Origin of the sequence: Acetobacter nitrogenifigens DSM 23921 = NBRC 105050 (genome assembly GCF_000429165.1) — a bacterium.
Taxonomy (GTDB): domain Bacteria; phylum Pseudomonadota; class Alphaproteobacteria; order Acetobacterales; family Acetobacteraceae; genus Acetobacter; species Acetobacter nitrogenifigens.
Genome location: NZ_AUBI01000017.1, coordinates 44,809 through 68,811, shown reverse-complemented (window position 1 = coordinate 68,811; position 24,003 = coordinate 44,809). Strand labels below are relative to the sequence as shown.

The 24,003-nt window shown below is 57.7% G+C and carries 26 protein-coding genes and 2 tRNA genes; 17 read left to right on the top strand and 11 right to left on the bottom strand.

Annotated features, from left to right (window positions below; genetic code table 11):
- Positions 1–3: 3 nt before the first annotated feature.
- Genes G442_RS24060 through G442_RS25255 form a run of 7 tightly spaced genes read right to left on the bottom strand, consistent with a single transcriptional unit; the run spans position 4 to position 3,588 of the window.
- Positions 4–1,533 carry a replicative DNA helicase gene (locus G442_RS24060; RefSeq protein ID WP_051292386.1) on the bottom strand — a complete coding sequence of 510 codons (1,530 nt, stop codon included), beginning with the start codon at positions 1,531–1,533 and terminating at the stop codon, positions 4–6.
- Positions 1,526–2,020, bottom strand: coding sequence for a MarR family winged helix-turn-helix transcriptional regulator (locus G442_RS0115720; RefSeq protein WP_154660395.1), 495 nt, complete (start codon positions 2,018–2,020; stop codon positions 1,526–1,528). Before G442_RS0115720 ends, G442_RS24060 begins: the two co-directional genes overlap by 8 nt.
- Positions 2,017–2,616, bottom strand: coding sequence for a hypothetical protein (locus G442_RS22755; RefSeq protein ID WP_051292415.1), 600 nt, complete (start codon positions 2,614–2,616; stop codon positions 2,017–2,019). Before G442_RS22755 ends, G442_RS0115720 begins: the two co-directional genes overlap by 4 nt.
- Positions 2,613–3,026 (bottom strand): hypothetical protein, encoded by a 414-nt coding sequence (locus tag G442_RS0115710; protein ID WP_026398756.1) that lies wholly within the window; start codon positions 3,024–3,026, stop codon positions 2,613–2,615. Before G442_RS0115710 ends, G442_RS22755 begins: the two co-directional genes overlap by 4 nt.
- Entirely contained in the window at positions 3,016–3,213 is a 198-nt protein-coding gene (locus tag G442_RS26695) for a hypothetical protein (RefSeq protein WP_026398755.1), read from the bottom strand. Before G442_RS26695 ends, G442_RS0115710 begins: the two co-directional genes overlap by 11 nt.
- A complete protein-coding gene (locus tag G442_RS0115700; protein WP_026398754.1) occupies positions 3,206–3,418 on the bottom strand; it encodes a hypothetical protein in 213 nt (70 codons plus the stop codon). The genes G442_RS26695 and G442_RS0115700 overlap by 8 nt, the downstream gene beginning before the upstream one ends.
- Positions 3,415–3,588 (bottom strand): hypothetical protein, encoded by a 174-nt coding sequence (locus G442_RS25255; protein WP_154660394.1) that lies wholly within the window; start codon positions 3,586–3,588, stop codon positions 3,415–3,417. Before G442_RS25255 ends, G442_RS0115700 begins: the two co-directional genes overlap by 4 nt.
- A gap of 50 nt (positions 3,589–3,638) precedes the next feature.
- On the opposite strand from G442_RS25255, the gene G442_RS25250 reads away from it, so the two are divergent.
- The 10 genes from G442_RS25250 (at position 3,639) to G442_RS0115645 (ending at position 10,860) form a co-directional block, all read left to right on the top strand.
- On the top strand, positions 3,639–3,929 hold the full coding sequence (locus G442_RS25250) for a hypothetical protein (RefSeq protein ID WP_026398753.1): 291 nt from the start codon (positions 3,639–3,641) through the stop codon (positions 3,927–3,929).
- Between the two features lie 326 nt (positions 3,930–4,255).
- Complete coding sequence (locus G442_RS0115685; RefSeq protein WP_026398752.1) at positions 4,256–4,516, top strand: hypothetical protein; 261 nt, start codon at positions 4,256–4,258, stop codon at positions 4,514–4,516.
- 239 nt (positions 4,517–4,755) lie between these two features.
- The gene (locus G442_RS0115680; protein WP_026398751.1) at positions 4,756–5,214 is read left to right on the top strand and encodes a helix-turn-helix domain-containing protein; all 459 of its coding nucleotides are present in this window, start codon (positions 4,756–4,758) and stop codon (positions 5,212–5,214) included.
- Between the two features lie 282 nt (positions 5,215–5,496).
- Complete coding sequence (locus G442_RS22750) at positions 5,497–5,973, top strand: hypothetical protein (RefSeq protein ID WP_154660393.1); 477 nt, start codon at positions 5,497–5,499, stop codon at positions 5,971–5,973.
- Positions 5,942–6,418, top strand: coding sequence for a hypothetical protein (locus G442_RS25245; RefSeq protein WP_146882563.1), 477 nt, complete (start codon positions 5,942–5,944; stop codon positions 6,416–6,418). Before G442_RS22750 ends, G442_RS25245 begins: the two co-directional genes overlap by 32 nt.
- A gap of 1,011 nt (positions 6,419–7,429) precedes the next feature.
- Positions 7,430–7,642, top strand: coding sequence for a hypothetical protein (locus G442_RS0115665; protein ID WP_026398748.1), 213 nt, complete (start codon positions 7,430–7,432; stop codon positions 7,640–7,642).
- Positions 7,639–7,965: a hypothetical protein gene (locus tag G442_RS0115660; RefSeq protein ID WP_026398747.1), complete on the top strand. Its 327-nt coding sequence runs from the start codon at positions 7,639–7,641 to the stop codon at positions 7,963–7,965. The genes G442_RS0115665 and G442_RS0115660 overlap by 4 nt, the downstream gene beginning before the upstream one ends.
- Positions 7,966–8,362: 397 nt before the next feature.
- Entirely contained in the window at positions 8,363–8,638 is a 276-nt protein-coding gene (locus tag G442_RS0115655; protein WP_146882565.1) for a hypothetical protein, read from the top strand.
- Positions 8,635–9,069, top strand: a complete 435-nt coding sequence (locus tag G442_RS0115650) for a hypothetical protein (protein WP_026398745.1) — start codon at positions 8,635–8,637, stop codon at positions 9,067–9,069. Before G442_RS0115655 ends, G442_RS0115650 begins: the two co-directional genes overlap by 4 nt.
- A 597-nt stretch (positions 9,070–9,666) precedes the next feature.
- Positions 9,667–10,860, top strand: a complete 1,194-nt coding sequence (locus tag G442_RS0115645) for a tyrosine-type recombinase/integrase (RefSeq protein WP_026398744.1) — start codon at positions 9,667–9,669, stop codon at positions 10,858–10,860.
- Between the two features lie 78 nt (positions 10,861–10,938).
- On the opposite strand, the gene G442_RS0115640 is transcribed toward G442_RS0115645, so the two are convergent.
- The 4 genes from G442_RS0115640 to gpt all read right to left on the bottom strand — a co-directional run bounded on the left by G442_RS0115640 (position 10,939) and on the right by gpt (position 12,147).
- Positions 10,939–11,015, bottom strand: a tRNA-Arg gene (locus G442_RS0115640).
- A 57-nt stretch (positions 11,016–11,072) separates the two neighbouring features.
- Positions 11,073–11,381 (bottom strand): ETC complex I subunit, encoded by a 309-nt coding sequence (locus G442_RS0115635; protein ID WP_026398743.1) that lies wholly within the window; start codon positions 11,379–11,381, stop codon positions 11,073–11,075.
- A gap of 38 nt (positions 11,382–11,419) precedes the next feature.
- Positions 11,420–11,496: transfer RNA gene (locus G442_RS0115630), tRNA-Pro, on the bottom strand.
- A gap of 165 nt (positions 11,497–11,661) precedes the next feature.
- Positions 11,662–12,147 carry a xanthine phosphoribosyltransferase gene (gpt, locus tag G442_RS0115625; RefSeq protein ID WP_026398742.1) on the bottom strand — a complete coding sequence of 162 codons (486 nt, stop codon included), beginning with the start codon at positions 12,145–12,147 and terminating at the stop codon, positions 11,662–11,664.
- Between the two features lie 334 nt (positions 12,148–12,481).
- On the opposite strand from gpt, the gene G442_RS0115620 reads away from it, so the two are divergent.
- The 7 genes from G442_RS0115620 (at position 12,482) to G442_RS0115590 (ending at position 23,818) form a co-directional block, all read left to right on the top strand.
- Entirely contained in the window at positions 12,482–13,702 is a 1,221-nt protein-coding gene (locus G442_RS0115620; RefSeq protein WP_026398741.1) for an MFS transporter, read from the top strand.
- Between the two features lies 1 nt (position 13,703).
- On the top strand, positions 13,704–14,156 hold the full coding sequence (locus G442_RS0115615; RefSeq protein WP_026398740.1) for an NUDIX hydrolase: 453 nt from the start codon (positions 13,704–13,706) through the stop codon (positions 14,154–14,156).
- A gap of 110 nt (positions 14,157–14,266) precedes the next feature.
- Positions 14,267–15,181 carry an ABC transporter permease gene (locus G442_RS0115610; protein ID WP_246789489.1) on the top strand — a complete coding sequence of 305 codons (915 nt, stop codon included), beginning with the start codon at positions 14,267–14,269 and terminating at the stop codon, positions 15,179–15,181.
- A 5-nt stretch (positions 15,182–15,186) separates the two neighbouring features.
- Positions 15,187–15,945 (top strand): ABC transporter ATP-binding protein, encoded by a 759-nt coding sequence (locus G442_RS0115605; protein WP_026398738.1) that lies wholly within the window; start codon positions 15,187–15,189, stop codon positions 15,943–15,945.
- Between the two features lie 330 nt (positions 15,946–16,275).
- Entirely contained in the window at positions 16,276–19,626 is a 3,351-nt protein-coding gene (locus G442_RS0115600; RefSeq protein ID WP_026398737.1) for a glycosyltransferase family protein, read from the top strand.
- 88 nt (positions 19,627–19,714) lie between these two features.
- A complete protein-coding gene (locus G442_RS0115595) occupies positions 19,715–22,729 on the top strand; it encodes a glycosyltransferase (protein ID WP_051292414.1) in 3,015 nt (1,004 codons plus the stop codon).
- Positions 22,730–22,819: 90 nt separating this feature from the next.
- On the top strand, positions 22,820–23,818 hold the full coding sequence (locus tag G442_RS0115590; RefSeq protein WP_026398735.1) for a CgeB family protein: 999 nt from the start codon (positions 22,820–22,822) through the stop codon (positions 23,816–23,818).
- The last annotated feature ends 185 nt before the right edge of the window (positions 23,819–24,003 follow it).

Below are 24,003 nucleotides of genomic sequence, written 5' to 3'. Positions count from 1 at the left end.
GACTCATGCCGCCTCCATCATGTCAGGGCGCAACCACGCCGGACTCAGTTCGTCCTCATGCGCGTCGCGGAACCAGGTCGTGTGATCGGTGAAGCGCAGCGGGCACGTGCCGGTCGGCCCCTGCCGGTTTTTGGCGAAGATCACGTCCGCCTTGCCCTCGGACATGCTCACCCGCTGCGCCATGGCGCTGCAGCGATTGGCATAATCCTCGGCGGCTTCCTTCTCTTTCCGCGCGAGGCCGCCATCGGCCATTTTCTTGAGGTAGTAATGCTCGCGATGCAGGAACAGCACGACATCCGCGTCCTGCTCCACCGCGCCGGAGTCACGCAGATCCGCAAGCTGCGGCCGCTTGTCCTCGCGCCGCTCGTTCTCACGGTTCAGCTGCGCCAGAACGATGATCGGGATCTGCAACTCCAGCGCCAGCTGCTTGAGCTGGCGCGAAACCAGCGTGATCCGCTCATACGGATTCATGTCGGCGCGTTCCGAACCGGACGACATCAGCGAGATATAATCGACGACGATCAGATCCAGCCCCTTGCGGCTGCGCGCCATGCGCCGGGCGCGCGAGCGCAGCCGGGCCACAGTGATCGCGGGCTGGCTGTCGATCTCCAGCGACAGGCCCGCCGCCGCGCGCTCCCCGGCTTCCAGATCTCGCCACTGCCAGTCCGACAAAGGCTCGCGCTCGCCCGTCTCGACATCTTCCGGCAGATCGTAACGACGCCCGGTGAAGACCGATTGCGTCGACAGGTTCGCCCAGGCGGCGCCAGCGCGCGCGCCAAGCTGCTCCGCCTTCATCTCGCCCGACCAGAACAGCACCGAACTGCCCGCCGCCGCCGATCGGGTGGCGATGCCAAACCCCAGCGACGTCTTGCCCATGGCGGGCCGCGCACCCAGCACGTAGATCGCCGTCGGCAGCAGCCCGCCCGTCATGCGGTCAAGTGCGCGATACCCCCATGACGCGCCCGCCAGACCCGTGCCGCGCGCCGAGGCCTCCAGCGCGTTCAGGCGCGCGGCCTCGATCGACGCTTCAAGACTGACCGTGGGCATTTCTTCCGCCATGCCGCGCGCCAGCGCCAGCAGACTGCTTTCCAGACCATCAACAATGTCCGACGCCGACGCGTCGCCGGGGCGGCAGCACAGATCGAGCGTCTCCGAACACGCCTTGAACAGACGCCGCCGCAACCACGCGTCGCGCACGGCGGCGGCGTAGTCCCGCGCGTTGATGATGCCCACCATCGCGCGCAGCAGCGCGCCCAGAACCTCGCCCGACGACTGGCGCCCAAGCAGCACGTCGCCGTCGATATGCGGCCTGACCGTAATCGGGCTGGCCTCGACATTCTGATGCACCAGCTTGCGACAGACCTCGAAGATCCGGCCATGAATCGGAACGGCGAAATGCTCCGGCTCGCAGATGTCGTCCACAAGCTGGAACGCTTTGTTGTTCGTCAGGATGGCGCCGAGCAGCGACTGCTCCGCCGCCACGTTCTCAGGCAGCGCCCGGAACGCGTTCGTAAAAAGACCTTCCTCAGACATCCGCCGTTCCATTTATAGCTTGAGGGCGAAACTTCAGGCCGCGCCAGATCGCGCCGTAACTGACAGGATCTCCGACGCCCAATGGCGGCCGAGTTTGCGCAGCCGGGGGCAGAACCCGCGCGGGGCCGTCTGCGTCTGCCGCTCTCGCTGCGACTTTGGCCTTCGCCTGGGCGAACCACGTCGCGAACGTGGACTGGACCACACCCATCTCACTCCGGATTTCGGCGAGCGAGCGGCCAGCGTCCATCAAGGCGATGATCTGCCTCACTGCGTCCTGCTTACGCTCAGTCTGCGTTTGAGAGGCGACCGCGCCGTCCAGTTTACGCGCCAGTATCGCCCAGTTTGCGATCGTCCCTTTCGAGACGGCGAGGCGCTCGGCCATCTGCACTTGCGTCAGGCCTTCTTTTTCATATTTCGCAACAAGCGCCACGCCTTCGGCGCGGGTTGGCCTGACTTTGGGCGCAACGGAAATTTCTTGATGATTCATGGCGTCGTTTCCATGATCGGCAGCCATCCGCCCTGATAATGCGATTCCGTCCAGCCGCGTTCCCAGACGAACCACGCATATTGTTTGTTGCCGCGTTTCTTTTTTCCGTCTTGCGCCACGACCGGCTTGCCGTGTGGAGGCATGTCGACGCGTTGTGAGAAATTCCACTTCCGCGCTGGCGTGAAGATGCGATACCACTTCGCGCGCTCTATCCCCTCGACGTATCGGATGGGCAGAAGCAGGCAGATGCGATCAGCGCCCGCATCGAAACCAATCTCGACCACCTCTTCCCAGCGGTCGTAAGGCGGGTTCGAGACAATGTTGCGTGGGCGCCAGGTCCGGATTGTCTCGCGCAGGCAGCCAGTCGACAGCAGCGGATTACCCAAATCTCTGTCGATCAGGTCGCAACCGTAAGCGTCCATCCCGGCGGCGCGCAGCGTAGGCGGAACCGTTCCAGATCCCGCGCACGGGTCCATGACGGGACGGTCGAAACGACGCTCGACCTCAAGCAGCGCCCGAACCGCCCAGGCTGGTTCGACGTAGAAATTATGTGGGTCTCGGTCATAGGCGCTGACCTTCGCCATACGGTCGGTCATTTGACGGGCACAAACCGCGTTAGCGGGGCCATGAACCCAAGAGACGCCAGAACAGGGCGTAGGCCGCGACGCGCATTGATGATGTTGCCCAGATGCGCCTTGCTGATCCCGAACTTGTCCGCAGCGTTCTTCTGGCTGCCGCACTCTCGAACAAAAGTATTCAGTTTTTCGTAAACGACCTTGCCACCGACAAGGGACTTTGGATCGGCCGCCACGGGATAGCGGGCGACGGGAACGAGGCCGACTGCGCGTGCGACGTCCTCGTGGTATCGCACGGCGTCCTGCGTCTCATAGACGCGCCGCGTGTCCAGATTGTGCAGACGGGCGAACGCAGAAACGCCACCGGCTTCACGGATCGCGGTATTCAGTTTTCCGTAAAAATCCTTTGGGTGGATGAGGTCATCCGACATACCAGAAACCCCTTGGCGATTTCATCTTGCTATTGTCCACGCAAGTCATGCCGCCAGACGTGCGAACCTGTTTCGTAAGGTCCGGCCGCACGCGAAAACTGGCGGCCAGCGCGCGAATGTCGAGCTCACGGCGCGTAATGGAATAGGGGCGCTTGCGCGGGCGCTCGCCGAAGCGGCGCTCAGCCAAAGGACACCTGAAGGCCAGCGCCGACAGGAAGGGCTCGCACGCGCCCGCGCGATGCAGCGTAGGGCTTTTTCTCCCGCGGCGCCGAAGGGCGAAGCTGGTACACCCGACGAACCGAGATTCCGAGCCGGACTGCGATCCGCGCGGCGGACTCTCCGGCGTTGGACAGCGTCATGACAGACGCGGCGACGCGCTCTGATTGTGTCATCTGTTCAGCTTTCTTGCTGTATAGGCCTCGACACGACGCAGGCGGGCAAAACGCCGCTGGAGAATGCGCGTCTCGCGCTTCATCCACGCCTGCGCCAACTCGATCCGATAACGAGCGCAGAAGACCGTCACGAGCAGCGCGACGGCGATTGCAAGCAGCGCTTCCTTCATCGGATGAATTCTTGATGTGAGGATGCCTGCTGCCCAAGGATCGCGATCTCATGCGCAATCTGGGCCTGACGTTGGCGGAGTATCTCCATCCGGCGCGCGGCAACCTGGTCAAACTCGTCTACGCGAACGTTCCGCAGCTCGCCGTGCCACGCCGCGCGAACGCGGCGCTCGGTCAGCCCAAAGCGTCGGGCGACCTCGACGAAGGCCCGTTTCAGGCCAGATGCACGGCAGTCTGCGATCTCGTCGCAGATCATCTGGCGGAACTGCTCGCTCGACGCGCTACCGGACATTTCGTCCCTCGCAGCCGCGTCCTTGGGCGTCACGCCCACGTTCTTGGGTGAAACACCCAAATTTTTGGACGAAATACCCAACATTTTGGACGTTTCCTCTGCCATGGTTGCCCTTGTCACGGGGCGCAACTGGGTGGGAGGAAACGGAACGATCATGAAAACCGGCGATTCTGCGGGTGGAGTTGCAGAACTGCCTTGTGGCCGGGGCATTGCCGCCCCGGCCGCTTGTCTGAGCACAGAACTGTTCAGCGCTCACGAAGCCCGTCACGTATGCAAGCTCGGCTGCCACATTGCGCGCCTTTGCCGCTATACCCGCGAACCCGTTACGCATACGCCGCCCCGAAGAGACGGCAACGCCAGAAGGAAGCTCGGAGACGATGTCAGATTCAGACGCCTTGGCCCGCATCGAAGGACGCCTCGCTGCGCAAAGCGTGATTAACGCGGCGCTTGCGACGATGCTGCCCGCAGCACAAAGAGCCGACGCCTTTGGCATCATCAAGCGCCTGTCTGACGACTGGGCCGCGTCCATGGCCGAGGTTGAGCCTGAAAATGCGCCGGAGATTGTCGCGGCGGCTGAACAGGAGTTGGCCAGCTTCTCGCGGGTCGTGGCCAGGATATGCGCGCGGCTGAAGAGGTGAGGGTGGCGCGTGGTCATGCGGCACCCCGCTTTACAGAACGCGAGACGTGCTGCGCGAGCTCATTAAGCCCGATGCCTTTACATCTCGCCTCAGGAAGAGAGATGAACTCCAACCAAATGGAGGGAGGAATACGCCGTCCGACCCGAGTCCAATTGTGAACTGTCTTCCAGTCGAGGTTGAGTAGTCGTGCAACCTCGCGGACGCCGCCAGCAGCTTTAATTATCTCGGAAGAGGTCTCCATGACTGTGGTATATCGTCGTTACGACGATAAATGCAAGCGTCGTATGCATGATGGAAGCCGAGCATCGCATCGTCATAATGACGACATGGCCCACATCAAAGCCCCGAAATCATCAGAATTGAAGGCGGCAATCGCAGCCCGTTTCAAGGCTGCATTCGAAGCTTACGGTATGTCCCAAGCCAATATGGCTCGTGCTTTGGATATCGACCCTCGGCAACTCAACGGTTACCTGCGGGCGAAGAACTTCCCCGACGAAGCGATCATCGTCCGTTTTTGCGATATCACAGGTTGTCCCGCAGACTGGATTTACCGTGGGCTGCTTGAGGCAAAGATGCCGATGGAGACAGCGATTCACATCGCGATGGAGTATCCCCAGTTAATTGATCGCACAAAAAACAAAAACTCGGATGACAAGCCTCTGATTGGCTTGCTGCGCCAATCTTTGCCGGAATCCTAAATGCACGCATCTCTTTCAGAAGCCTCTCGCTATTGGTGGAGCGCTACATGTTGGAACAAACGGAAAACAAGCATTGATTTAACCCCGGATTATCGTTTTTTTTCTATTGCGTGCAGCAGAAGGGACAGGCCTTTTGGGTCTAGAGAAAATGCGATCCTAATTCGTTGTTTGTGTGCACGGGCGGTTCGCTGGGCACCGGGGAGGAACTGTTTTTTAGACGGTTCCTGTTTGACTTAAATGTCAATTCAGGACATTATAAACGAGTGGTGCTGCTCGGGTGACTTGGCGCACCGTCAGCATTCCTTGGCTCATCAGGCTGCGGTTAGACATGTTTTTGTTTCGAAAGAAGTTAACGATGCACTTGAAGGAGCGTCTTGTTCTAAATTTCTACTTTCCACAAAATTACTCGCCCAGGCGATTGCAACCCTTGATGCGTTCACGGACGGGACACATATATCGATAAGGCTCCCCCCAACCAAAAAATCTGCAAACGTAGGCTTGGCACTACTTAGTCCAGCAAAAGACGGTGTGTGGGAGCACAGGATTTTGTCTCCCAAGCCTGGAGCGCGCCTTTTTGGCATGTTTTCCGAGCGTGACACTTTCATCGGCCTGCATCTCGAGCGCCGTGACCTAATTGACAACGACATGGCGTCGCAGATTTCTGCAACAAAGCGGGCGTGGAGGACGTTATTTCCGACTTACGCCCCAATTCAAGGAGATAGCGCAGATGATTATCTCTCCCGGTACGTCATCGTCTAATAAAATCAAGCATTCAAACGACAATGTAGTTAGCTTGGAGCGAGAGGCCTATTTTGGTCAAAGATTAAAAAATCGCTACCATGGCTTGGTTCTGGAAGCTTTTGCTAAGGCTCAGCGCGAGGACAATTTGTCCAAACTAGAGTTAGCCGGGAGAGTGAGGCGTCGGCCAGAGCAAATTACAAGATGGCTATCCAATCCCTCGAATATGACATTGGATACCCTGAGTCTCCTGTTATTGGGAATATGCAACGGGGAGCCTGAGGTTGGAATTGTACATCTGAATAATAAAGCTGCTGCAAATTTTTCTGCCCCTGAGTGGTACAAATCAACATATGTTTCTGGAGGGGCGGCAAGCGAAAACTTTTCTCAAGAAAAAGTCGGGAAATCGACAGGATTTTCAATAAATTATTCTTCTCGTGGATCTTTGTGGGGGAATATTAAATGAGAAAGCCACAAATTTTATCACATGTTATTTGCGATGAAGTTAGGCGAGAAGACAACGGTAAACAACTACTCATAGGAGTTTACTCTGAAGGGATGATTTATTCAGGAGAGATTCCAGGCCATGTTCGAATTTGTGTATGGATACAGATCCAATACATTTCGAACGCTAAAGTTACATTGGAAGTTGACCTGAGTCGCAATGGCGTCATCGGTGAGAATATTCTTACCATGGGCATACCAGTGCCTGACGTTCCCTCAGACCGCATTAGATCCAGCGCTTTGATAACACCTATAGCAAACGTCCCCGTAGAAGGCGATGAAACGTATATATTTAGCTACAGATTCTCCAAATCTGAAAAATGGAAAACTCTTAGGGAATTTAATGTAGAAATAAATAGAAATTAATCTTAAGCAACCGTTTTTCTACTTAACCTGCATAACAATTTTATTCAAACTAGCTCACCTTCGTCGCCAATTGGGGACTATTAATCCTATAGAAGAAAAATAAGGCATGACGAGTGGAATTACAATCTATCACGTAACCTACCTCATTGTTCTCCCTCTACCTAAATTTTCTCTATAATCAAATTTACTGCAAAAATCTGCCGGCTGTCTCTCCGCGTTCGGTGCAGCAGCCACTCAAATATCGTCGTAATGGAGTTTTTTTTGTTTACAGTATCGTCGTAACGACGATATATGGGTCTTCAAAAGATATCTCGGCGTCAGGAGAGAATGGAGCAACCCATGTCCGAAGTCACCCATATGCGAGCGGTCTTGGACGCAGCAACTGAACGCCCCCAGTCTGCCAATATCCCGACCGACGATCTCTCACATCTTCCTGAGTCAGGCTGTTCAAATCACACCATAGCCTCGCTAACTGAGCGCGTACGTCGACTGGAAGTCGCGGTTTTCGATATTGTTTTGCCCGCATTCTGGAACGGGCGGCGCCTGAATAACGCTGAAATGGCACGCGTGATCGATTTGTGCCCTGAAGGACCCAGGGAGGCGAGCGATGGGCGCGTTGGCTCCTGAAGTAACGCAATCGCCCCGGGTGTCGCTGGATCGCGCCCAGGCACTTGCACAACTGCTATGGGTCGGTTCGGAGCTGCTGGCTACCGGCGCGCGGAACGCGGATGCGCAGGCCCGCCTCGATCTGGCGTGCCTGAATGCCCTCAGAACGATGCGTGTTGAGGATAACGCATTGACGGAAAGGGCGGTGGCATGACCAACGATCTCCCCGAAGCAACCGTGCGTCAGGCGCTCCGGCGAGCACAACGTATATCCTGTGCCGCGATCAAGATGGAGCACCACGGTGCATCCGCCATCTTCTCGGTTCCGCAGCCGGGTCGTCATCACGACGTGATCCGCGCGTTCGGCAAAGAACTTTTCGCGATCCGTGAGCGTGGCGGCGAGGAAACGCAGGGTTTTATGACCACGACTGGCCGCTTCGTGGATCGGGCTATCGGCGCTGGAGTTGCTGAACGCGCCCGACAGCGCCTTCGAGTGACGGGGCCGAGTGAACTCCTGTTTTCGGAGGATATGTGGTGATGCGCAATGACCGTCGAGCTCGCCGAGGAGAAGCTCCAGACATCGGACGCTCTCTGTTCAGAGCGTCGGTATTTGCCGTGGTAGTTTGGGCTCTGCTCGCAATCGTCGTCTATTTTTCGGCGCCAGCATGACATGGCGCCAGATCCAGATCCCACGAAGAGGACGCAAACGTGGCGTGTCGTCGTTCGCCCGTTGGGCGGGGGTAGATACGAAGTAATCGCGACAGATCATCATGGGTGGGCAGTGACTTTTTCTGACTGCCGAAAACAACAGATCAGAGGCGATACCTGCATAGTTGGCGAAACCACAAACATTGTGCCGCCAAAGAGATCGCCCGAAGACGTTATTGAAGAATGGGAAAAGAACAATGCGGATAATGGGAAATCTCCCTGAGGGAATGCCTGCTCGTACCTTCTCGCCGATGCTGGCGGGCCTGCCGCCTGCCGTACAGGAGACGGCGGAAACGATGCGCCGGCAGGCCATATGGATGCGCCAGTCCGAACGCATGGCGTTCCAGCGTGACGACGTAAAAACCGCGCAAATGTTCGGCGATCACGCGGAAGATGCGGAGTTGAAATTACGCGAATATCTCTTGCCGTTCGTCGCGGCGCGCGATGCGGCCCCGATGACGTTGCCTGCAAACGTAGTGCTGTTTCCGGGTGTGCGGTCATGAGCGCCCCGACGCATTATGTGCTGCCCAGCAAACTTACAGATGCACAGGTCATGCGGTTCTGCGCCGAGTGGAACATGCACGCTCCAGACGTTCGCCGTTTCGCGGAAACGCTCTGCCGTGTAGCCGGAACTCCAACTAACGAGGAGAAGGCCGATGATACGGCGAGGCTTATTCTACCCGATGAGATGACGCCTGACATCGAAAAGGCCCTGGGGATAATTTGCTATAATGTAATCGAATACGCGCGAGCTTTTAGGGCTGGGGGTGAGACGATAAGAGGAAAGGCAGAAGCGGAACAGGCGAATATTGTATTCAAAGTTTTGAAAGGAGTTTTGCGGACAGGAAGCTTCGATCAAGCGTGGAGGGATATGCACAGAGCGGCTTACGAAGCGCAAGCACGTGCAGCGCGAGGCGTGGTGGTGACGCCATGATTACGCTCAAAACCAGCTACACGAAGGAAATCGTATGCCCTCATTGCGGATATGAGCATCCCGATTCACGGGGCCATCAAATCCAGGGATGCGCAAAAATAGAATGCGACGACTGCCACAAGGAGTTTCTCGCCGAGATTGTCACAGAAGTTTCGTATTCTTCGAGGAAGGTCGATGAATGATCAATATCCTCGCGTTTCCGGGCGCGCGGTCATAAGCGGGTCAGCAGTCACGGTGGTTACGGATGACGATCTGAGGGTCGTTGGTGAAGTGACCGCGCTTAAGCAGGCTAAGCATCATGGCGTCGTTACATGAGTGAGACGGATATCCCTACAAGATGGCCCCGATATCTAACGAGGACACTCGCCGCTGATTACCTGGGCGTGAGTGCGCGCGTGTTCAGTCAGGAAGTTCAAGACGGATGGTGGCCACCCCCTCGTTTGCGTGGCGGCCGGGGAGGGCGGTTGACCTGGGATCGCCACTTGCTTGACCGTTACGCCGATCAGGCGTCCGGCCTCGGGGTGGGGGAACTGGCTGCAACCAGTTCCCCCGTATCTGCGGAAGGCCTGATCAGCCCATCCCTTTCGGAGAGAATGAATGCCACCCTCCCGCAGAACCGGTCTCAACGTCGTGACCAAGCGACGACCTGACGGAACGACGATTCGGTATTTTTACGACCGATCGAACGGACAATTTTTGGGACACGACAAGGAAGCCGCCGAGGCTGCCATTGCCCGGGCCGGAGAGACGTCCGAATCGGGCATAGCCAAGGGTTCGATCGGCTGGCTGATCGTGGATTACCTTCGGGACGGCGAAGCCTACGGCGCTCTCGCCCCAAGAACCCAAAAACTTTATCGCGGCTACCTCGATCGCATGCGGTGCGACTGGGGCGACGTTCATGCGCGCGCTGTCACTGTTAAAGAGGTGCGGGATATTCGCGCCCGCATGGCGTCGACGCCGCGCAAAGCGAACCAGGTGCTTTCCTTGCTTCAGCTTCTGTTGGGCCGCGCCAAGCGACTCAATATTGTGCAGGAAAACGTCGCTGAGAACTTTGGTCGTTACCCGACGCGGAAACGAACGGAGATCTGGGATTACGAGATGGAGGACAAGTTCGTCGCGCGGGCGCGCCCGTCGCTGCAACTGGCTTACCTGCTTCTTTTGTACACAGTGCAAAGGCCGAGCGACATGTTGAGCATGACCGCTGCGTCGATCTCCGAACGCGACGGCCGACTCTTTATCGCATTGCGCCAGGGCAAGACCAGCGCACTCATCGATGTTCCGGTCCATCGCAGACTGGCGCCACATGTGCGCCGCCGGCTTGAAGAGATCGAAGCGTCCCGGGCGGCCGAGGGACGCGTTCTCGCAGGCAGAATTGGCCGCGCGCCAGTTGAATTGCTTGTGCCGAGCCCGACGGGAAAAACGTGGAGCCTGAGAAATTTCAGCCGCGCCTGGGATCAGGTCATGATGCGGCTGGCCACATCTCACGCGCGCGAACTGTTCGGCTCTGGAATGACCAAGGACGAGGTACGGGCCGAGCTCACGTCGCAGCACAGGCAACGCCGGGATCTTCGGCGCACAGGAATCGTAAGACTGGCGGAAGCTGGGGCGACGACGCCGCAGATCGCTGCAATCAGCGGGCACAGTATCGATTACTGTCAGCGCATAATAGATACGTACCTGCCCAGAAGAACAGAGGTCGCTATCTCGGGAATGGAGGCGTGGGAGAGACATCAATCGCGCGAACAGACGAAGATCGTGTCCATTGCTGCGACACGAGGACGTCTGCTGTGAACAGAGTGAGAATGACCCATAGTAACTGCAAACCGATTTGCAAACATGCAAACCTCGCGCCAGCTAAGTCATTGATTTTGGCGCGCCCTACTGGATTCGAACCAGTGACCCACAGCTTAGAAGGCTGTTGCTCTATCCAACTGAGCTAAGGGCGCCCAAGTGGTGCTTATCTGCCCGAAAAATGCAGCGCTGTCACGAGCGCTGCAGGGAATTCAGTGGGTCCAGTTCTGCACCCGGCCGGAGGCGAAATTGTCGGCATAAACCTTCGGCTTACGGACACGCGCAGGAGCAGGCTCTTCCAGCTCGTATGCGATGGCGTGCAGTCGGGCATATTCCAGCGCTTCGTCGCGGTTTGCGAATTTGAGACGAAGCTGAGAGCGCGTGTCTCGACTGCCCGTCCACCCCATCAGGCCGCCGGGACGATGGGGAGAAGATTGACCGTATTCCAGAATCCAGATGTGCGTCTGGCTCTGCCCGGACTGTCCGGCGCTTTTCGGCTGTCTGTAAATTCGTGCCGTCATGCCCGTATCCTTCGCTGCGGTCTTGCCGTCTGGCGCAGTGGTCGGGGCGACAGGATTCGAACCTGCGACCTCATGTACCCAAAACACGCGCGCTACCAAGCTGCGCCACGCCCCGAAACCGAGCGGAAGCTAGGAGGCTCGACGTCTGCTGGCAAGTCCCAATTCGTCGATCATGTGAAGGAAGGGGCTTTTCCGGTGGTTTGTGTTCGTAAATTCCCACGAAAACAGGCGCTTCGCCTCTACGGACGGCCTGATGTCAGGCCGCCCGTCCCAGGGCTTGCTAGCCTGTAGGGGTTTCGGATTTGCGGGCGAGTGGCGGGACAAACAGGGGAGCTGTGTCCCACGGGAAGAGAATCCACGTGTCCTGCGGCACTTCAGCAACGAAGAGGTCAGTCAGCGGCTTGCCTGCCGGCTTTGCGTAAAGGCAGGCGAACACCGCCTTGGGAAGGCGTTCGCGCACGATTCGCGCAGTCACACCCGAATCGACCAGATCGTCGACCACGATGAAGCCCTCTCCGTCGCCTGCGACGTCCGGCGCCTTGATCACGACCGGCTTACCTTTTTCTTCTTCGTCGTAAGTTACGACGGAGATGGTCTCGATCAGGCGGCAATCGAGTTCACGCGCTACGATAGCGGCGGGGATCAAACCCCCGCGCGTTACGGCGACCAATCCCTTAAAGGGACCGCGTGGCATCAGATCCGTAGCGAGCAGGCGAGCGTCGCGGTGAAGTTGATCCCAGGTGACTGTCGCGTAATTGGTGGCCATCGTGCCGATATTCCCGTTTTGTGCTCGACTTCCTCTACCCGACGCAGCGCGTTCCGTTCACGGTTTGGTGGATCCGTTAAAAAACGTCCTCACACGGACGAAGGCGCTGGGCAGATTTCGCCCTATTGCTCTACCAACCACGGTTTTGCAACGCACACGTTCAATGTGCGCGGGCGTTGGTCTTGCTTTCGACCGTGAAGACCGATCACCCATAATCGTATATTGACGTGAACGGGCGTTTCGGCGACGAAAATTTTTGCCTTACGTCACACTTGGGCCCGATATGCGCCGCCAGGGCGCTGTTGGACAAGGTGCGCCGACTTTTCGGGAAATCATGTCCGCTTCGTCCGTTCTGAAACAGCCCGGGCTGATCGCCTATCTGATCAGCCGGAACGTCTCCGCTTTCGCCTCGCAGGTTCAGGCCGTGACGGTCGGTTGGCAGATATACGCGCTCACCCACAGCGCAGCGGCGCTTGGCTTCGTCGGGTTGGCGCAGTTCGCGCCGATGATGGCGCTGGTGTTTCCCGCCGGGCATGTAGTTGACCAACACGACCGCCGCCGCATCGTAATATTCTGCCAGTTCATCGAAATGTGCGCGGCGTTCGCCATCATGACCGCGACATGGACCGGCGCGCTTGCCCCATGGGGGATCTACGCGCTGGTGGCCGTCTTTGGCGCCTGTCGCGCATTTGAAATGCCCGCTCAGCAGACATTCCTGCCATCGTTGGTCAGCGCGTCGGACTTTCCGCGTGCGTCAGCCATATCCTCGTCGCTCTTTCAGGTTGTCTCTATCGTTGGTCCGTCTCTAGGGGGCGTGCTTTACGGCCTGGGACCGGCAGTCTGTTACCTTGTTTGCGGAAGCGCCTTCGCTATAGCGATGCTTAGCACGACGCGTCTGCAGTTGCGGTTTCCAGCCAGAGCGCGTCAGCCGCTCTCCCTTGTTTCAGTATTTGGCGGAATAAATTTCCTGCGCCGAAAACCGGCGATGCTGGGCGCCATTTCGATGGATCTGTTCGCCGTCCTGCTTGGCGGCGCCACAGCGTTGCTGCCCTTATATGCGGATAACATCCTGCACGCCGGTCCATTTGGGCTCGGATTGCTTCGTGCGGCGCCTGCATTGGGCGCCGTGATGATGGCCGCTGCGATGGCGCGCCATCCGCTGAAGCGTAACGCCGGTCGGATTATGTTTCTCTCCGTGGCGATCTTCGGCGTCGCCACCATCGCATTCGGACTATCGCGCTCCGTGCCGTTATCCGTTGTTGCACTGATGGTTCTGGGCGCTGCGGATGTGATCAGCATGGTGGTTCGCGACGCCCTGGTTCAACTGGGCACGCCGGACGAGATGCGGGGGCGAGTGTCGGCGGTTAACATGCTGTTCATTGGGTCATCTAACCAGTTAGGCGAATTTGAAAGCGGCATGCTCGCAAGCGCTGTGGGCGCCGTGCCTGCAGTGGTGATCGGCGGGGTCGGAACCTTGGTTGTGACGGTGCTGTGGATGCGCTGGTTTCCGCAACTGGCGGCATTGGATCGTCTAGACACGATTACGGCCGACTGAGGTGAGTGACATTTCGCCTCGTGGGGCCGTTCTTGCGGTTTTACGCCGACCCGACGACGGCTCTTTTCTGTTGGTTCGACGAGCCAATCCACCTGACGCCGGATTATGGGGTTTTCCTGGTGGAAAAATCGAACCCGGCGAGGGGATGTTCGACGCGGCCCGTCGAGAGCTGCGAGAAGAAACCGGCGTCAGCGCACATGGGCGGTCAGTAATTACGGCGTTCGATTCCGTAACTCGCGCTCCATCAGGCGCGCTGCTTTTTCACTACCTGATCGCTGTTATTCTTTGTACGCCTGATGTCGCATTGGCGGAGGTTTCACTGCGTGCTGGAGACGATGCGCTGGAAGCAGGCTGGTTTGACGCGGAGGAGATTCGTGCGCTCGGGACTCTGGCCAGCGCGCGGTGTCTGGAGATCGCACGGGCTGCCGGACCAACCACGCCGCAAGGCCTTTGATCTTCACCGCGCGATGAGATGGCGGCAGGGGCGCTGAGGTCTGGCCGCTTGCGTTCGGGCGACGCGTTGTTTATCGCGCAGCTATGAACAGGATCGAACGGCCTGAGCAAATGCCCCCCGCGACACCGGCGGACGACGCCGAAGCAGCCTTGCTGCAGGACGCAGGCGTCCGCGCCCTTCGAGCGGAAATAGGCGTCAACGGCCCCGAGCCGGTTATGGACCTACGGCCGGAGCGAGGACTCGCGCACAGCGTTCATGCGATCAACGATACACGGGATGGTTTTCGGCTTTTCAGGCTAGGGTGGACGCTTGGCTGGCTGGACATAAAGCTGCGTTACCGGGGGTCCATGCTTGGACCATTCTGGATGACGCTTTCCACGGCCATTATGGTCGGTGCGATGGGCTTCCTCTACGCGGCGTTGTTTAACATCAACCTGCGCATATACCTGCCGTTCCTATCGTTTTCGCTGATCCTGTGGGGCTACCTTAACAGCGCCGTGTCGGAGGGATGTAGCACGTTCACGGGTTCAGTCGGACTGATCCACGCGTTACGCATGCCGTTCAGCGTACATGTGCTGCGCGTGACAATTCGTGGGCTTTTGACCTTCCTGCACAGCGCAGCCGTGGTTGCGATCGTCTTCGCGATTTTCGGGATCGCGCCACGTCTCAATTGGGAGGTTCCGGCGGGCGTGCTGCTGTGGCTGGTCGATATGTACGCCATCACGCTTCTTTTCGGCGTACTTGGGGCGCGTTTCCGGGATATGCCCCCTGTCAGCGCCAGCATCATGCAGATCCTGTTTTTTGTGACGCCGATTATCTGGAAGCCTGATCTCATATTCATAGGCCGTCAGTACCTGCTGCTGGATCCTTGCTATCCACTCGTGGAAATCGTCAGGGGACCTTTGATGAACGAAGCGGTCCGGCCATCGATCTGGCTTGCGGCAGTCGCTTATAGCGGCGTGCTGTGGGTCACCGCCTTCGCTTTGTTCTCGCGTATGCGGACGCGTCTGGCGTACTGGGTCTGACGGCCATGGCCAGCATAGACGTCACCGACCTCGCTATTTCCTTTCCACTCTATCATGGCGACGCACGGAGCCTGAAGAAGACTGTCCGTCGATCTCTCAACGGCAAGCTGTCTGGGAGGTTCATGGAGGATCGGCGCGAGCGGGTTCTGGTGCAGGCCCTGAAGGGAGTCAGTTTCTCGCTTCAACGGGGAGAGAGGCTGGGACTGATCGGGGGCAACGGCGCGGGAAAGACCACTCTGTTGCGTGCTCTGGCGGGAATATACGAGCCGCTGGAAGGGCAGGTGCTCGTAAGGGGGCGTGTTGGCGCGCTCCTGGATACTTCTCTTGGCATGAACGATGATATGTCAGGACGGGAGAATATCCGCTTACGGGGCTTATTCCATGCCCTCGGCGACGCCGCCATTCAGGCTATCGAACGAGATGTCGAAACTTTCGCGGATCTCGGTCCGTTCCTTGATCTGCCGATCAAGACGTACAGTTCGGGAATGAGGGTCCGCCTTGCGTTTGGTCTCGCGACGGCGATCATGCCTCAGGTGCTGATCATGGACGAATGGTTCATGGCGGGCGACGCTTCCTTCCGCGAGCGAGCCCGGCAACGGATGATCGGGTTAGTCGAGGGAGCCGAAATTCTGGTGGTCTCCAGTCACCAGCCGGAGATCATGCAGGAGTGGTGCACCCGACTGCTTTGGATGGATCAGGGACGCGTGCGGATGGACGGCGCGACCGATGAGGTGCTTGAGGCTTACCTGTCTGCCGCAGGCTGACATAGGGTGCGCGTCTTCAACGGCACGCAATTGCGCGTTGCGTAGTCGCTAATTTGTACCAGGCCCAAAGCTTTGGGCCTGTTGTTTACTTATTGGGCGCGCGTATAAAATTTGCGGATACAGTCGTTAATTAATCGTTATTTTTTCAAAGAAACCATGTTTGCTGTTCCCACAAATACAAAACCTCCAGGTTTTCAATGGGAGAGATCGTCAATTCGTATGTCGGGCTTTTGTAGAGTCTCCTTATGCGTTATTGAAAGGTGAGAAGCGGATGCGATGTCTGCCTTGACTGGCTGAGAAGGCGTTTGGCGGGAACGTCGGCGTGAGTGAATGGCTGTAATCTACAATACGAATTACACTCACAACCCAAACTACTATCTCACATTAGCAATTGAACGGGCGGCGAAGACCGTTCTGGGCGACGACTCTGTCGTTGTCGCCGACAACATGAGTCTCGCCAGTATCGCGGCGTCCGGTCGACACGATGTTCTGATCTGCATTGACGGGCAGCGGATCAACAGTGAACTGATGAAGCGGGTACGTCCTGCTTTCAAGACAATGATTTTCTGGGCGTTTGAAGACCCGTTTATGGTCGACTTCAACGTCAATAACACTGGCGTATTCGACTACGTCTTCACGAATGATCCCTCTTGCGTCAGCGAATACAAGACGCCGGCGTTTTATCTTCCACTCGCGGCCAGCGTCTCTATTCACGAGCGCAAGGTCAGGGCGGCGAACGAACTCGACTACGACATCTTTTTCGCGGGCACGATGTGGCCGAACCGGGTCGAAACGCTTCGTCGCGTGGTCGCTGCTTTCCCTGAAGCACGACTAAAATTGATCTGTCCTGGCAACGAATATCTGCCGCCCTTGCCGGCTGATATCGCCGAACTCGCGATTCAGCGGCCTGTCAGTCATGAGGCGTTCATTGACTTCGCCAATGCAAGCACCGTCACGCTGACGATGTTCCGCGACTACGCGAGCCATGGAGACGTGGGGCAGGCGACGGCGCCGGGGCCTCGTTTTTATGAGCTCGCTCTGGCGGGCGCCGCTCAGGTCGTGGAAATCGGGCAGTCGATGCGCGAAAGCTATCTGACTGAAATCAACGGAATCAACGTCGCACGCGACGCAGACGAACTGATCGGGCATGTGGCTGCGCTGCTCGGCAACAAGTCCCTCCGCCGCAAGCAGGCGTTAGCCGCCCAGAAATCCGTATCGGAAGCGCATCTCTATGAGCACCGCATCCGGCGGATGATCGAGACGACCGGCGCTAATTTTGGCCGTAACGCCGCATCAACGACGAATGCTCCATCGCGCAAGGGGCGGCTGCGTGTCCTGATGTGCACGCATTCGACGATCTACGAACAGAACTGGGGTGGCGTAGAGGTCTATCAGCGCACGATCTCGTCTATGCTTTTGCGCGACGTTGAATTCTTCTACTGGCTCCGGCGGAACGGCTCATGCCGCCTGACCGACGCCAGCGGTCGGGAGATCGAGAGTTTCGATGTGCCTGATGTCGGTTGGCTCGACGCGCTGTGCGACGCGCCAGAGGAAACAGCGTTTTCGAGCGCCTTGAGCCAGTACAACTTCGATATCGTGCATTTTCAACACCTCGGGCATCACACGATGTCTTTGCCAATCATAGCGAAGGCCAACGGCGCCGGAGTGGTGTTTTCCGCGCATGACTTCCTACTCGTATCTGCACACTACAACCTGCTCAATCACGAGATGCGGTATTGTGAGGAGGACGTGAAATGGGTTCTCGCCGCCGACATTATGCTCAAGCGTTCGGAAAATCTTGAGTTTGGAGCAGAGCAGACGCGGCGCGCCTTCGTCGCGACGATGCTTAACTCAGTCGATGCAATTCTGTTCGGCACAGAGCATTCGCGCAATCTGACGCATACAATCTATCCACGCCTGGACAGCAAACGCAGCCTTGTTCTCGGAATTCCATCGCCCGAGACGACAGCGCCGGTTACACCGAAGGCTTACCAGCCTCTCGCGGGACGGCGCCTTTCAGTCGCCATCATCGGAAATTTTCTGCGAACGAAGGGCGCCGACACCGTCCTGAATACTATAGAGATCGCGAATCCCGATCTCTTCGAGTTCCATATTTTCGGTTATGTGCATCCCGAGTATCAGGAGGTTCTGAATAACCTCAAACGCTCCAACGTGCATGTCTACGGACGTTATTCGGTCGGTGAGATCGCCGCTCTGCAGGTAGCGGACGTTGCTCTCAATCTTTCTATATGGCCCGAAACCTATTGCATATCTCTTTCGGAGGCGTGGCAGAACGGACTGGTTCCTGTCGTGACCGACGTCGGCGCCCTCGGCGACCGCGTGATCGACGGCGTCAACGGCTTCAAGGTGCCGATCGGCGCGCCTGCGAAAGTGCTCGAACGTCTGGAATTGATCCGCTCCTGCGAGGCCGTGCGCCAATCTTTGATGGCTAACATCGGCCCGCATCTCTGGACCAACGCACAGGAATACGGCGCGGCGCTCCTAAACCTGTATCGGGATGTTGCGCCTCGCAATGGGCTAGGCAGCAGCAACGTGCAATTCGACGCGGGGCAGGTGAACCTGCTGCCGCATCCTTCGTGGAAACATCAGGCGCCGCCACGCCACATCTTCGATCCGCCGACGACGCGCGACGTTTCGATCGAGTTGCCCGAAATCGTAACGGACTGGCATTCGATTCAGGGCGCGGAATATTATATCGACGACGTGTGCCGCCACGTCTTCGCCGAGGCGGACGACGAGGAATTCGTTATCGCCAATGAGTTTCACATCCGGGGCTGGTACGTGGCGCCGGGAGTGTCCGGATCCGGTCAGCTTTACGCGGTCCTGATCGGTCAGGATGAGGCGCCCCCGATCTTCATTCCGACGCAACGGGAGGTTCGCTCGGACGTCACCGGGCTGTTCCCTGGCGCTCCCCGTCGCTCCGGGTTCGCCGGTCAAGTCGCATTGCGTGGCAAGTGGTGCGAGGGCGTGTTTCGCATTGGCCTTGCGAACATTGTCCATGGACGTGGCGCATTTCAATTGACTGGCGTGCAAATCGAAGTAGCGGACGGGCAAATTATCGGTATCGCCCGCGTCCCGCCCTCCAACGGACAGATTCTGCGAGATTTCGAGCGCGTTTCGGAAAGCGACGGCGTGCTGCGCGGCATCAAACTGTCGACGCTCCCCGATGGGCCGCGCCACGTCTACTCTGGCGACCTGGAGTTTTATCTCGATCACGTCACCGATCTTATCGAAGATGGAGGCCAGCATGAACGAGATGTGGAGGGAAGCGATCTCATTGTAAGGGGCTGGGCTTTCCTTCGTGGATTGTCGCGCGCCGGGCAGATTTTCGTGGTTCTGGTGAATGAGGCCAATGCCCGCAGCATAGCGTTCGGCACATCCCGCCTAATCCGTCAGGATGTGCAGACGATCTTCCATGACGCGCCTCTTTGTGTCGGCTTTGTTGGCAACCTGAGCCTCAATCGCGGGTTCAACGAAACGCTCGACGGCGCATACCGTCTATGTCTGCTTAATGTCGTCGGCGATGAAGCAGGAATGCGGCCCACTGCGGTCCGTCTGACGAGCAAGGACGGGAAGATCGTATCTGTTGAGGACTCACCACCCGGAGAGGCGGTGCTTGATAAATGCCGCGAAGCGGCAAGCGGATTTCTGAGCGTCTGATGTATGCGGCGTCTGTCGCGCGCATTAGGCGACGGGAGTTTCAGCCGTCGCTCGGAGATCACGCAGACACGCGGATGGGAGGGATGCGATGACTCTATTGCCTTCCGACGACATTCTTGATGTGAACGTTGCGCCAGTTGTGGCGCACGCTGCATGGGCTCGCTTCGAGGCGAGCTGGTACAGACGCTCATATCCGTTCGTCGCCGCAGCGATTAAAGACGGACAATACTCCAATGAATACGATTATTACGAATCTATTGGCGCAGCGTTAGGGCACTCTCCTAATCCGTGGTTCGATGAATTGTGGTACTTGTCCACTTATCCAGAGGTCATGCGCGCGGTAAAGCGTGGCGAATGGGCGTCGGGTTTCGATCATTACAAACAGGTCGGCTATACGAATTTTTCTCCGCATTGGTTGTTTTCTGAGAAATACTACCGACGCATGAATCCGGACGTGACGCACCGGGTCATTGCCGAGAAAGGAAAGCTGAACGGATACGATCACTTTCTGTCTGGTGGTGAAGCAGGCTTTCGTAGCGGCAGTCGGTTCTTCGACCCGCATGTAGTGGCGGTTCACGCGTCATCCAGCTCCGCCGCAAGCTTTCGCACGTTGGGACGTGAGGCAGGCGGGGCAGATACCTGGTTTTCACTGCTGCTTGATTTTCAGAACGGTTTCGCTGATGGCTGTCGCTCGTCCTGGTACTTCGATCCTGTCTGGTATCTGCATCGTTATCCGGAAGTCGCCGAGCAGATAAAGCAGGGAGAGTTTGCCTGCGCGCTTCATCATTATCTCATGGCAGACGACGCAAGCACCTACGATCCGCAAGATGCGTTCTCCGAAGCATTTTACGCCGAGGCATATCCAGATGTCGCCGCGTCCATAAAGGTCGGGCAGTTTCGAAACGGCTTCGATCATTTCCTGCGGGCCGGCGCCCGCGAGGGGCGGTTGCCAGTGGCTGGTTGTGATCTCGAGCAATACGCCACCCGGGCGAGCGTTCGCGCCGACATCGAAAACGGGCTTTTCCTGGATCCTTACGCACACTGGGTTGCGTCACGTTCCGCAGAAGCCGCGTCTACGCTTCCGGCGCAAGCAGCCGAAGCTTACGCCAAAGCGCATTTCATCGACACGGCGCGGTCGACGACCACGTTTCTTGGTCGCCGTCCCCTGAATTTTACCTGCGACGGACCACCTGCGGTCAGCGTTATCGTCGTGTTGCACAATCATTTTCCGCTGACCATGGGGACTCTTGCGTCCTTGCGGGATAATTTCGGCGGCAACATCGAATTGATCCTGGTGGACTCCGGTTCCACCGACGAAACGAAACATATCGCCCGATACGTGCGCGGGGCGCGGGTCATCCCGTTACGTTACAATGCGGGATTTGTGAGGGCCTGCAATGTTGGTCTTGCGGAAGTTACAGCCCCTGTCACGCTGTATCTTAACAATGATGTTATCTTGATGCCGGGCGCGCTGGCCAATGCTTTGGAACGTCTGGCCTCGTCGTCGAATATCGGCGCGGTCGGCGGAAAGATCGTTCGCACCAACGGGCTTCTACAAGAAGCCGGCTCGATCATCTGGCGCGACGGATCGACATTTGGTTACCTACGTGACGGGGATCCAAACTGCGCCGAGGCGAATTTCGTTCGCGACGTCGATTATTGCTCTGCAGCGTTCCTTCTGGTCTCGACGATTGCGGTCAAAGCGCTAGCCGGTTTCGACCCAAGATACTGCCCGGCATATTTTGAAGATACCGATCTTTGCGTGCGCCTGATCGAGCAAGGCTTTAGGATTGTTTACGATCCATCCGTCGTGATCGAGCATCTGGAATACGGCTCCTCCAATTCCGGAGCCTCCCACGCGCTGATGCAGCGAAACAGACGGGTGCTCGCGGCGTCAAGAGGTGCGTTTCTTCGCAATCAACTACCTGCGCACAGCCGCAACGTCATTATGGCGCGCACCCGAAAGAGCGCAGGGACGCGCATTCTTTTCATCGAGGATCGCGTGCCTTTGCGCGGCCTTGGTTCTGGCTATGTGCGTTCTAACGACATCGTACGCGGGCTTGCGGAACTGGGACACCAGGTGACGGTGTATCCGGTCGATAATCACTTCCATTCCGTTGCGCGCATTTACGCTGATTTCCCTGACACCGTGGAAGTTCTGTTCGACAAGACTGCGACGCAGCTCGATCACTTTCTGGAAGAACGAGCCGGGTGTTTTGACCTCGTCTGGATTGGCCGAACACATAACCTGAACCGCGTATTGCCGATTCTCCACGGTAATCACAGGTACCTTACAGGATGTGACGTGATCCTCGACACGGAAGTGGTCGCTGCGCCGCGCACGGTGTTGCGGGAGCAGGCTCTGGACCTAGCGGAAACGATCTCGGACCTTGACGCGGCTCTCCGCGTCGAATTCGAAAATGCCGTGTTCTGCAAGCAGATCGTCGCCGTGACCGAAACCGAGGCCGAGTTGATTAGACGGGCCGGACATACCAATCTCAACATTCTTGGGCACGCCCTTCAGATAGCGCCGACGCCCGCGTCATTCTCCGAACGGGCAGGGTTGCTGTTCGTCGGGGCGGTCACGGATCAGGATTCCCCGAACCTTGATTCACTGCTCTGGTTTCTCAGCGAAGTTATGCCGATTATCGTCGAACGCCGAACCGAAATCGCGCAGCTGACTATCGCCGGGTACCAGGGCGCGGACGTCGATATGACGCTTCTGTCAGAGTTCGACAACGTGCGGCTCGTCGGGCGCGTGGACGATCTCTCGCCTTTTTACAATACGCACCGGGCGTTTATCGCACCGACGCGGTTTGCGGGCGGCATTCCCTACAAGATTCATGAAAGCGCCTCACGCGGGTTGCCGGTCGTAGCAAGCCAGTTGCTTATCGACGAACTGGGATGGGTCGCCGGGCGGGACATCCTTTCGGGCGGCGCGCCGAACGCAGAGGTCTTCGCTGCCGCAGTCATCGCGCTTTACGATGACGAGTCCTTGTGGACGAGCGTCAGGCAGTCCGCGCTGGACCGCATCCGCGACGATTGCGACCCCGCGCGCTTCGCGCGCGCGTTGTCGGACATCATCGAAAAGGCTCGCGAATGACGGAATGCGTCGTTTGCGGGACACGCCCGCTGGGAGAGTTCTCCCTAGTTGTGTATGAACATTTCTCGCACCCCGGACTGGAAGAGCGGCATGGCCAAAAACGCTGAAAAGACAGAAAAGTACTCGGGCAAGGTTCTGATCTGTAGCGGCGGGCGCTTTGAATCCCAGGCCAACGCGCAGATACGCGAATCCATCATGGCCGGCTGGGCCGAGGTCTTTGGCGAAGAGAACGTCATCGCCGCGAACATCAACGGGGCAGCAGCCTCTATTCAGTATTTGCGGCCGACAATCGTTTTCGCCATCGGGTCTTACCTCCCGGAGAGCACCTATTTCGGCGAGGTTTGCCGAGAGGCGCGCAAGGTCGGCGCTGCGACGGTCTTCTGGGCGACTGAAGATCCCTATGAGCAGGACGCGTCCTACCGTATCACGGACGAATTCGATGTCGTCTTTTCCTGTGAACGTTGGGGATCAAATTTTTACACGCGTCCAAACGTCTGGCACCTTCCGCTCGCGGCGTGCCCGAAGCTGCATTATCGGCCGATTAACGAAACAACCGAGCGCACGATCGACGTGCTCTTCTGCGGCGTGGCGTTCACGAACCGCAAGGATATCGTGCGTGGATTGCTGCCGACGCTGCGTAATCTGAACATCAAGATCGTCGGGCCGGGCTGGGGCGAACTGGGCGTTGGCTTTTCAGATGCGCGGTTGGAGAAAGAGCAGTTGGTGCAGTTCTACCAACACTCCAAGATCGTTCTGAACCTCGGTCGGAGCCTGAGCTTCGAAAACAAACGCTTTATGATTTCGCCGTCGACGCCCGGCCCGCGGACCTACGAGGCTGCCGCAGCAGGAGCGATGCAGATATTTCACGAAGATACCTACGAAATCCGTCGATACTACACGAAAGACGAAATCCCGTCCTTCTCCAACAAGAGAGATTTCGATCGACTGCTCGACGTCTACCTCGAGAACGGCGCGTTGCGACTGGAAACGACGAAGAAGGCGCAGGCACGTACGATGTCGGAGCACACGTATGGCCATCGTATTCGCGAAGCGCTGGATATTTTGAATAAAGGTGGTTTTTTGCCGTAAATCTTGCTTCGGAAATGTGCTGTGGATTTGAATCTGGGCACATTTCCGATGTTTTTAAAAAACGACGATTGTTAGCAACTACTCCACACCGCAAATACGGCATCTTGACCGGGCAACGGGAAGGCGAGACGGGACCTGTTCCTGAATGGGTTCACCGGAGATAGACACTCTGATATCGATTCAGT